This is a genomic window from Myxococcus sp. CA039A (genome assembly GCF_013336645.1).
Lineage (GTDB): Bacteria > Myxococcota > Myxococcia > Myxococcales > Myxococcaceae > Myxococcus > Myxococcus llanfairpwllgwyngyllgogerychwyrndrobwllllantysiliogogogochensis.
In genome coordinates, this window is the sequence record NZ_JABUMQ010000373.1 from 1 (window position 1) to 10,001 (window position 10,001).

At 68.9% G+C, this 10,001-nt stretch carries 8 protein-coding genes; 7 read left to right on the forward strand and 1 reads right to left on the reverse strand.

The genetic code is table 11. The features are described 5' to 3' along the window. Nucleotides 1-1,496, reverse strand: a 1,496-nt coding sequence (locus HR086_RS40205) for a hypothetical protein (protein WP_254626654.1), incomplete at its 3' end; no start/stop codon positions are given. An 856-nt stretch (nucleotides 1,497-2,352) separates the two neighbouring features. Here HR086_RS40205 and HR086_RS40210 point away from each other — a divergent pair. The 7 genes from HR086_RS40210 to HR086_RS40240 all read left to right on the forward strand — a co-directional run bounded on the left by HR086_RS40210 (nucleotide 2,353) and on the right by HR086_RS40240 (nucleotide 9,986). After that, the gene (locus tag HR086_RS40210) at nucleotides 2,353-3,612 is read left to right on the forward strand and encodes a hypothetical protein (RefSeq protein ID WP_141648794.1); all 1,260 of its coding nucleotides are present in this window, start codon (nucleotides 2,353-2,355) and stop codon (nucleotides 3,610-3,612) included. A 201-nt stretch (nucleotides 3,613-3,813) separates the two neighbouring features. Next, a complete protein-coding gene (locus HR086_RS40215) occupies nucleotides 3,814-4,527 on the forward strand; it encodes a hypothetical protein (protein WP_254626655.1) in 714 nt (237 codons plus the stop codon). A gap of 96 nt (nucleotides 4,528-4,623) precedes the next feature. Next, entirely contained in the window at nucleotides 4,624-4,956 is a 333-nt protein-coding gene (locus tag HR086_RS40220) for a hypothetical protein (protein WP_141648792.1), read from the forward strand. After that, nucleotides 4,953-6,101 (forward strand): hypothetical protein, encoded by a 1,149-nt coding sequence (locus tag HR086_RS40225; protein ID WP_174468257.1) that lies wholly within the window; start codon nucleotides 4,953-4,955, stop codon nucleotides 6,099-6,101. The genes HR086_RS40220 and HR086_RS40225 overlap by 4 nt, the downstream gene beginning before the upstream one ends. A 23-nt stretch (nucleotides 6,102-6,124) precedes the next feature. After that, entirely contained in the window at nucleotides 6,125-8,362 is a 2,238-nt protein-coding gene (locus HR086_RS40230; RefSeq protein ID WP_174468258.1) for an RCC1 repeat-containing protein, read from the forward strand. Between the two features lie 23 nt (nucleotides 8,363-8,385). After that, nucleotides 8,386-9,333, forward strand: coding sequence for a VWA domain-containing protein (locus tag HR086_RS40235; protein ID WP_174468259.1), 948 nt, complete (start codon nucleotides 8,386-8,388; stop codon nucleotides 9,331-9,333). A gap of 92 nt (nucleotides 9,334-9,425) precedes the next feature. After that, nucleotides 9,426-9,986: a DUF2378 family protein gene (locus HR086_RS40240; RefSeq protein WP_141648788.1), complete on the forward strand. Its 561-nt coding sequence runs from the start codon at nucleotides 9,426-9,428 to the stop codon at nucleotides 9,984-9,986. Nucleotides 9,987-10,001: the final 15 nt, after the last annotated feature.

The window sequence follows — 10,001 nt, forward strand, 5'->3', positions numbered from 1 at the left end:
ATTGGGGGACGGGCACGAAGCAGCACCTCGCGCTCGAGCTCCGTCCGAAAAGCAGTGAGCCGCTCTCGGGCGGTGAAGGGGCCGCTGCCAGCGATAGCGCCGAAGAAGCGCTTGCGCACGCCCTTGCGCGTCGCGCACAACACTTCCGTCACGCAGAGGGCCACACCGCCCCCCACGGCGGGCAGCGGCCGCATGGTGTTGAAGTAGATGGGGAGGTGCCGCTCCAGGGCGGCCTCGTCCTCCACCTCGATGGTGATTTTCGACAAGAGGGCGTTGCCACACAGCGCGGTGGCCACCTGTCGCAGTCCCGGCGTGAAGGCGAAGCCATGCGTGGTCAGCGACGGCATCCACCAGGGCAGCGCCGGCGAATACAAGGTGGAGAAGATATCCTCCAACACCCCGCCCTCCCCGCGCGTGCGCTCCAGCAGCAAGGACACCTGCTCGGGCGTCACCGGCCCCTGGCTCGTCCTGGTGGGAATCACCGCGATGCGGATGCGCCGCCAGGGCCGCGCCACGGACGACGGCGCATCCGGCAACACCGGCACCAGCATGGTGGGGTTGTCGGAGCGCAGCAGTCCCCCGCTGGAGCGCCCCAGCGCCACCAGCGAGGCACAGGCGAGGTTGCGGAAGTCCAGCCGCTCCGGGAGCTCCACGCGCAAGAGCGGCGAGGGGTCCTCGGCCCCCGTGAGCCATTCATCAGCGGCCGCGCGTCCCTTCCGGGGCAGCGCCGAGGCGATGGCCCGCGACACCTCCATCATCGCGCTGCCATCCATCACCAGATGATCGAACGCCAGCTCCAGCGAGCCGGTTCCAGGCTCCACCCGGGCGCCCATCCAGGTGCTCGTCGTCAGCAGATGCGAGGTCCACGCGCTGCGCCCCCGGCCCGCGACGTCCACCACCACCTGGGGATGCCACCCGGCCCGACGCGCCTCGGCGAGCGTACACGGCGCGCAGTCCGCAAGCCGCCCGGCCACCGCCTCCGGAGTCAGCTGCGCGTCATCCAACGGCAGCCGGGCCATCCGAAAGCCTCCGCCCTCGCTGGTGACGGCCACCGTGAGCACGCTGTCGTCGGAGACACGCTGCCGGGCGTCCAGCCCCTCACGCCCCAGCCCCGCGAGCCACACATCCGTGGGCTGGTTGTAGCGGCGCCCTCGCGTGTCCCGATGCCAGCGCGCCACCTGGGCGAGCAGCACCGGGGCCCAGGTGCCCGTCGAGGTGTCCACCCCCAGGGGCTGCACCGTCAACATGATGCGCCGCGTGCGAGGCTCCGTGGAGAGGAAGCGCTCCCAGCTCGTCAGCTCCGGCACCACGCCCGAGGCCTGGCGCGCCGGAAACGTCCGCTGCCAGCCATCACAGAAGCCCACCAGCGCGGACAGCGACCGACGCGCCACGGGAAGGAAGTGGGGAAACTTGTGCGCCATCGAGTCCCGCACGCGAGACAGCGCGTCCTCGCCACGGCGCACGGCGAAGGAAGGGATGGAACCAGAGCCGTCCATGGCACGTGTCCCGCGCAAGCCCACCGGTGAGGTGACCCACAACATTGGCCGTGCAGTGTAGCGGACACTTCCTCCGCGCGGTGACGATGTCGTGCCCCTTCATCATCCATGTCTCACGCACTCGTACGGGTGGTGAACGACTCACGCGCTCACTCACACCCACCTTCCTCACGCGAGTCGCGGCATGACGCACGCGGAGCGAGTGTCACCCGCGCACTCCAGCTCGGCGCGAGCAGCGGGACAGAAGACTTCCGCTCCCAGCGGCCCTACCCGGTGCGACGCGCTCGCCTGGCCGGCGACAAGGCACGGTGCACCACCGGGACACCTCGGGCCGCCGTTGGCGCACAGGCACCGTGCCCTCACGGTTCCGATCTCCGCGCCCGGCCCCCACCGGCCTTGGCCTCACGTGCTCAAGCCACGACGCGGGCGGACGTGCGGTTTTCACGCAGATCGCCTCCCAGTGAAGCCACACACCCTTTCGTGCTCCTGCCGTGAGGCCCCGTCATTGACACGCATCCGCCATGGAAGGGGCGGTGAATCCGTCGGACCCCTCGGGAAACCACAAACAAAAGCAAACCAGATTTCACCGACAAAATAACCTTTCAAGACAAAGTCGATTTAGCCTAACCCGCACTGGCAGTCTGGCCCGCAATCGGTAGGATGCCACCGTCCAAGTCCAATCATCGCCCTTGGACAAATGGGGGGGAGTCCAAACACAGCACTCGGAACGGCCTCGGTACCCACGCTCGCATGGCGGGGAACCGAAGACGCCAACACGCGGTTTGCGAGCCCTCGGCTCGCAGGCACGGGAAGGGTGCGCCCTCCAGTCCTCACGCCACACAAAGGAATGTCTCTCATGAAGAAGTTCCTCTCCGCTACCGCCGTAGCCGCGCTGTCGCTTTCTGCGACGCAAGCCCTCGCCGCGCCGATGTCCCCCGCCGCCAGGCCCATGTCGCAGCACTTCTCTCCGATTGTGCAGGACGCGTTCACGCTCCTGGGCGACACGGACAACCTCAACCTCGTCTATTACGTCCCGCGCCGCGGCGGCATCGCCGTCCAGTCGCCCACGACGACCAACCCCGTCCCCCGCTTCCAGATCACCTCCTTCATCCCCGTGTTCGGCTTCTTCGCGGGCATGGAGCTGGCGAACCTGGGCGGCTCGTTCTCGACCACCAGCGACCTGGGCGCACTCAACCGCCTGTCGACGGAGGCCGCGGCGAAGGGCTTCCAGATCGCCCCGGCTCCGGCCAACCGCTCCACCACCCAGTTCGTCCTCTCCGGGTACGCGCCGGTCAACGGCCGCGTGGAGATCGACTGCGAGATGGAGATCATCGTCGTCAACGGCCGCGACGTCCCGGTGCCCAACTGCTTCACCCACCTGGACCCGACCCAGCCGTACGACATCAACACCAACGTGATGTACAAGTTCAACACCCTGCCCGCGCTCGGCGGCAGCGTCGTCGCGCAGGACATCTCCTTCCAGGCCACCACCCTGCCGGGTTGGACCAACCAGCTGCGCGCCCTGATGGCCACGGGCGCCCAGTGGGACAACATCATGACGGCCCAGATTGACTGGGACATCAAGACCCACAACGTGACCCGTCAGGCGCGCTTCACGGTGAACTGGCGCTCGCTGTTCGAGCAGGCCAGCGCCTTCGCGGCGTTCCACCTGAGCTCCTGCGTGGACATCGAAGTTCGCGCCTTCTTCGAGCGCCTGGTCACGTGTTCGTCCGAGAACGCGTGCGGCATCCGCATCGAGTACCTCAACAACGGCGTCTGGGGCCCCACCGCGCCCAATGACTCCAACTTCATCAACGTCGTGAACGCCGTCCAGGCCCGCCTCCAGGACGAGCTGTTCAACGAGGTCCGCCGCTACACGACGCCGGTCAACGGCCAGGTCTCCAACCAGACCAACTCCATCTTCACCATGCGCGCCAACTACGAGAAGCTCATCCTGGAGCGCAACGAGGTCACCTACATCCAGTACAACCCGGGTCCCACGGACTTCACCGTCAAGACCAACATGAACGTCACCTGCCTCCTGGACGGCTTCGAGCTGGGCCGCGTCCGCTGGAACATGGAAGACGCGGGCTGCAGGGCGCTGATCGGTCAGTAATTCCGCACCGCCATGACTTCGGGGCGGAGGCCATCTTCGGGGTGGCTTCCGCCCCTCCTTTCCTTCCTTCAACCAGGCCCTTTCTCCATGCGCTTGCTTCAGCTTTCTCTCGCAGCCGTGTTGTGTCTTTCCGTCACGTCCGCCCAGGCCCAGACAGACACGCCGCCACTCGACTATGCGCGCACCATCCGCGAGTCTGAGATGGTATTCGTTCCCTACATGGGGATGGATCGCGGCCCTGTCTTCTATACACAGTACGTGCAGATTCCGACCGACTCCGTCGCCACCGTGGCTGGCATGAGGCGGCTCTTCGTCAACCTCCACCCCACCGCCCACACGCAGGACCTGTACAACGGCTTCATCACCCGCCATGGCATCACCGACGCGCGGCTGCTCCCGCTGCCCTCGGCCGGCTCGTGCCAGCCCTCGGCGGGAATCGCGGACCTGCTCAAGGGCATGCCGACCAACTACCGGCCGGCGGTGGTCGGCGGCAACTATCCGCTCGTCTGCGGACTCAGCGTCCACTTCTTCCCCGCCGACGAGGCGATGGTGCGCGCCCATATCGCCGCCAACCCGGTCATCACCCTGCGCGCCTCGGTGCCGCTGTGCGCGACGAACAGCCCCCTGCTGAACGTCCCCGCCATCAACCAGCGCCTGGTGACGGACGGCGTGCTCCAGACGACGCCCAACCTGGGCGTGGGCGGCAATAGCTGGAACGTGCTCTTCGAGTCCGCCAAGCTCGCCCAGCTCAGCCCCTCCCTGTTCGTCACGTCCGACCCGCAGGTCGGCTGGGAGACGTACATCAAGTCCTTCACGCTCAACCTGACGGCGCAGACCGCGACGATGTCCCCGGCCGCGGCGAGCAACTCCGCCGCCATCTGCACGCCCACGCCGCTGGTCATCAACTTCGGCTAGTCGGCAAGGCGCCCCGCGCGAAGACAAACCCTCACATCAGCAGCCGGGGGCGGCCATGGCGACGGCCATGACGCTCCCGGCTCGGGAGCTTTCGAGATGACACGATGGGTCTGGGTCCTGGCGGGACTCATGGGATGGACGGCGTGCGCGTGCTCGGGAGATGACCCCGACGAGCCCGGCCAGACGCCGGAGCAGCGCAGGCAGCAGGTCCAGCAGTGCATCGTCACCCGGGTGCCCCCGCCCGCCGGCTCCACCGAAGCGCGGTGGTCGGTGTCCGGGTATGCCCTGGTGAGCGCCTACCGGAGCTGTCAGGCGAAACCAGGGGACGCGACGTCCGAGGACTTCCGCGACGTGCTTCGAGGCCTCGCCGAGCCAGAGGAGGACCCCTCGCGCGTGAAGCTCACCCAGCCCACCGGGAGCGCGCCGTGAGACGGCTCGCCCTCCTCGTCCTCGTGCTGGGAAGCCTGGCCTCCGCCAAGGGCGTCGTGGCCCAGGAGTGCACCGGCTGCCACACGTCCAAGCGCACCGAGCCCCAGACGCGCTTCGCCAACGGCCTGGGCCGGTGGACGGACAGCCAGTGCTTTGGCTGCCACGCCGAAATCAACGACGTCGCCGTGAAGCGCCAGAAGCGCGAGCCGGACCCGCGCTACTTCGCCATCCCCGTGCGCGAGGACAAGCTGGCGCACCTGGCCAAGACGCCGCTGGCCTACATGAATGCCCCGGAGCTCCTCGAGCATCCGGGACAGAAGGTGCCCCGCATCTCCTCGCGAGGGCTCGCCGCCTTCCTCAAGCGCCCCAGCACCCTCTCCCAGAAGGAGGGCAGCCGCGCGCCCCGGATGATGGCCTACCCCACCCTCCAGTCGGGTGACGTGAAGGACGTCGCCGCGCTCCTGTCGGTGCGGCTGCCGGCGAGGGAGCCTCCCGCCGCGAAGCTGACGGCCTCCGAGCGCAAGGACGCGGACACCCTCTGGAAGGCGCGCTGCGCCAGCTGTCACGCCGGAGACAAGCCCCTCTCAGGACGGGACGGGGTGTCGCTGGGGCTCTACACGCCCGAGTGGACCTATGAGTACTGCCGCGAGCAGCCGCCCTACGCGCGCGCGGACCGACAGATGCCGGAGGTGCCGCTCTCGCTGGACGAGGCCCGGCTCCTGAACCGCCTGTTCGACGAGATGCGGGTGGAGAAGGAGCGCGAGCTGGACGCGCGCGTGACGCGGCTGGCGATGAAGGACGCCGCCATGCCCGGGGCGGTGCCTCCCACGATGCTCGCCTATCTCTGGGGCCCCTTCTTCCGGGACGCCACCTGCGTGCATTGCCACGCGACGAGCCCTCGCGCGGCCAGCGCCTTCACGGCGGACGCGGAGGGCCTGAAGACGTACCTCAAGAAGAAGTCGGGCGAGGAGTACTGGCGCAGGCTGGAGACGCGCGCGCTGGAGGCCGAGCACGGCCTGGTCGCCGCGAAGCCCGGCATGCCCATGGCCGGCATGGAGCTGCCCGTGGAGCTGCGACGGCTCATCGCCCGGTGGGTGGTGGACGGCTGCAAGGATACCGAAGGCAAGACCTGGTGCCGTCGCTGACGGCGCACACCGAAGGGATGGCCATGAGCCTGAACGAGTCGCACCTGTCGTCGAGGATTGGCTGGACGTGGGCGCTCTTCGTCGGCCTCTGGCTTTGGACGGGCTGCGGCGGCGAGGACCCCTCCACCCACGAGCAGGCCCTGCGACAGGCGCTCGCGGGCCGCGCCTCCGCCACCCGGCTGTCGCTGGGCCAGTACCACTCGGTGGGCGTCCACTCGGACGGCTCGGTGTGGGCCTGGGGCTACAACCGGCAGGGGCAGCTGGGCAATGGCCTGTTCACCGACAGCCCCACGCCGGTGAAGGTGAAGAACCTGGAGGACGCGGTGGCGGTGGCCTCGGGGGACTACCACTCGGCGGCGCTGCGCTCGGATGGCACCGTGTGGTCCTGGGGTGACAACTATTCGGGGCAGCTGGGCAACGGCACCGTCCTCGCCAGCAACGAGCCCGTGCGCGCCCAGGGCCTGTTCGGCGTGCTCTCGGTGGGCTCGGGCTTCTCGCACTCGGTGGCGCTGCGCTCGGACGGCACCGTGTGGGCCTGGGGCGACAACCGCTACAAGCAGCTCGGCGCGCTCGCGGCGACCAGCAGCACGCTGCCCGTGCAGGTGGCGGGCCTGAGCGGCGTCATCGCGGTGGCGGCCGGTGGCAACACGTCGCTGGCGCTGCGCTCGGACGGCACCGTGTGGGCATGGGGCGACAACCGCAGTGGCCAGTTGGGCGATGGCACGGTGACGACGCGGGGCACGCCCGCGCAGGTGCAGTCGCTCGCCGGCGTGGTGACCATCTCCGCGGGAGCGTCCCACTGCGTGGCGCTGCGTTCGAATGGCACGGCGTGGACGTGGGGACTCAACTCGACGGGCCAGCTCGGCGACGGGACGAAAATCAACCGCCCCTACCCCGTGCAGGTGGTGCTGACGGACGTGCTGGCGGCGGTCGCCGGCAACTACCACTCGCTGGCGGTCCGCGTGGACGGCGCGGTGTGGGCCTGGGGTGACAACCGCTATCGCCAGTTGGGCAACGGCACGCTGACGAGCAGCACGCTGCCGATTCAAGCGGGCCTCAGTGGCGGCGTCACGCTGGTGGCGGGCTTCAAGCACTCGCTGACGCTGCGCGCGGATGGCACCGTGTGGTCCTGGGGTGACAACGCCTTCGGCCAGCTGGGTGACGGCACCTTCCTGCCCCGCATGTCTCCGGTGCGCGTGGGCAACACCACGCTGGGCAACCCCGGGGTGACGTCGGGACAGTTGCACTCCGTCTACCTGGACGCGGCGGGCAACCTCTGGAGCTGGGGCGACAACGAGGAGGGCCAGTTGGGCAACGGCCTGGGCGCGGACCGGCTGTTGCCCGCGCGCATGGGGCTGACGGCCAGCGTGGCCGTGGCCGCCGGACACCGCCACACCGTGGTCCTCAAGGGCGACACCACCGTGTGGTCCTGGGGCGTCAACACGCGGGGCGAGGTGGGCGATGGCTCCAACACCAACCGCTCCCAGCCCGTGCCGGTGTCGGGCCTGTCTGGCATCTCCGCCATCTCCGCGGGGGCGTACCACTCGCTCGCGCTGCACCACGACGGCACGGTGTGGGGATGGGGCTTCAACCGCTACGGACAATTGGGAGACGGGACGACGGTGGACCGCAACCACCCCGTGCAGGTGACGGGCCTTGCGGGCGTGACGGCCATCGCGGCCGGCCACAGCCACTCGCTGGCGCTGCGCTCCGACGGCACGGTGTGGGCGTGGGGCTACAACTTCGATGGCCAGATTGGCAGCGGGAACAACGCCTGGCACATCGTGCCGGTGCAGGTGGTGGGGCTGTCGGCGATGACGGCCATCACCGCCGGGGGCTACCACTCCATGGCGCTGCGCTCGGACGGCTCGGTGTGGTCCTGGGGCTACAACGGCTCGGGACAGCTGGGCAACAACTCCACGCTGAGCCAGAACGCGCCGGTGTCCGTGGCGAACCTGAGCGGCATCGTCTCCATCACCGCGGGGGACTATCACTCGCTGGCGCTGCGCTCGGACGGCACGGTGCGCGCGTGGGGCTTCAACTTCGACGGCCAGATTGGGGACGGCTTCCTGGAGAACCGCCATGTCCCGGTGATGGTGGCGGGGATGACGGGCGTCGTGGCCGTCATCGCCGGAGACCACCACTCCATGGCCTTGCGCTCGGACGGCACGACGTGGGCCTGGGGGGCCAACGCGGAAGGCCAGCTCGGTGATGGCACGCGCAACGACAGCATCATCCCCGTGAAGGTGGAGCTGTTCTGATGCAACTCGACAAGGAGACACCCATGTTCGCCCGTATCCTGAATCGGTGGGCCCCGCGTGCACTCGCGGGCGCGGCACTCTCACTCGCCTTGCTGTCCGGCACCGCGGCGCACGCCTTCACCGAGGAGCACGTCATCATCTTGATTGATCGCAGCGGCACCATGAGGACGACGCGGGCCTCGGGACAGACGCGCTTCGCGGATGCGCTCGTGCGCGGGCGCGACTTCGTCCAGACGCCCAACGCCCTGCCGCGCCTGTTCGCCATCTGGACGTTCGAGGGCGGCGGCTACCGCCGGGAGCAGGGCTTCGAGGACGGCCCGACGACGGTGGCGAGCCTGAGCCGGCTGAGCGTGGGCGCGGGCGCGACGCCCCTGGCGCTCGCTGTCTGCGACGCCGCCGACGAACTGCTCCAGTTCGGCCCCGGCATCGACGCCCGCAAGGTCGTCCGCCTCATCTCCGACGGCGAGGAGAACAGCACGCCGGAGGCCACGCTCTGCTACGGCCCTCCGAGCGCCACGCGCTATCCCGACCTGGAGGAAGGCTCGTGGGAGTGGAAGGTCCGCAACATGCTCAAGACGGGCGACCCGCTGCGCGACAGCCCCAATCCCTTCCAGCTCGTTTTCGACGCGGATGTCTTCTTCAACCACATCACGCTGGCGCCCGAGCCCTTCTTCCTCACCTTCGTCCAGGAGGTCGCCAAGGCGTCGGGAGGCCGCTACACGCCTATCGACGACGTGCGCCCGCTCCCCATCCCCGGCGACACGGATGGGAACGGCTGCGTCGACTCCGTGGACTACCGCTTCATGCTCGCCAACTACGGGCTGAGGGTTCCCCCGGCCAGCCCGGCGGCGGACTTCAACGGGGACCGCGTCGTCGACTTCACGGACTACTCCATCGTCCTCGGCAACCTGGGCCGCGGCTGCAACAGCGTGCTACCGCCCGTGCTGCCCGTGCACGAGGTCCGCGAGTAGTCGTCGACAGGACTGGCCTCCGGAGGTCACCTCCGGGGAGAATGCGCGTCCGCCGGCCCGGGTAGGCCGGCGACACTCGGGGGCACGAGCGCATGAGCCAGGAGCGCGTCATCTTCGGCAACACGGTGGACAGCCTCTACCTGAAGACGCTCGACAAGGATTTGTCCTACGAGCTGCGCACCCAGCTGCGCGAGCTGGGCATGGACCTGGACGCCCCCCTCCAGGCCGCCTATCCCCACTCCGTGTGGGTGAGGTGCCTGGACGAGGTCGGCCGCTCCCTCTATCCGGAGAAACCCCTGGAAGAGGCCCGGCGGCGGCTCGCCCGGCGGATGATTGAAGGCTATGCGCAGACGGTCATGGGCTCGGCGGTGCTCACGCTGGCGCGCGTGCTGGGTCCCATGCGCTCGCTGGGCCGCATGACGCACAACTTCCGCAGCGGCAACAACTTCACGCAGACGCGCGTCAACGTGGTGAACCCCACCACCGCGGAGCTGTGGTTCAACGAGCCGGACGTCACCGAGGGCTTCGTCGAGGGCGTCCTGGAAGAAGGGCTGCATCGCATCGGTGTGCGGGGCCTCACCATTTCCCGCACCCGTCACGACGCGGAGTCCTGTACCTATCGCATCGAGTGGTACGACCCCTCCGCGCGCTGACCCACCTCCGAGAGC

Bases quoted from the DNA above. Each gene is read 5' to 3' on its own strand.
- HR086_RS40215 (WP_254626655.1), top strand. From the start codon at position 3,814: ATGGTATTCGTTCCCTACATGGGGATGGATCGCGGCCCTGTCTTCTAT.
- HR086_RS40210 (WP_141648794.1), top strand. From the start codon at position 2,353: ATGAAGAAGTTCCTCTCCGCTACCGCCGTAGCCGCGCTGTCGCTTTCT.
- HR086_RS40220 (WP_141648792.1), top strand. From the start codon at position 4,624: ATGACACGATGGGTCTGGGTCCTGGCGGGACTCATGGGATGGACGGCG.
- HR086_RS40230 (WP_174468258.1), top strand. From the start codon at position 6,125: ATGAGCCTGAACGAGTCGCACCTGTCGTCGAGGATTGGCTGGACGTGG.
- HR086_RS40235 (WP_174468259.1), top strand. From the start codon at position 8,386: ATGTTCGCCCGTATCCTGAATCGGTGGGCCCCGCGTGCACTCGCGGGC.
- HR086_RS40240 (WP_141648788.1), top strand. From the start codon at position 9,426: ATGAGCCAGGAGCGCGTCATCTTCGGCAACACGGTGGACAGCCTCTAC.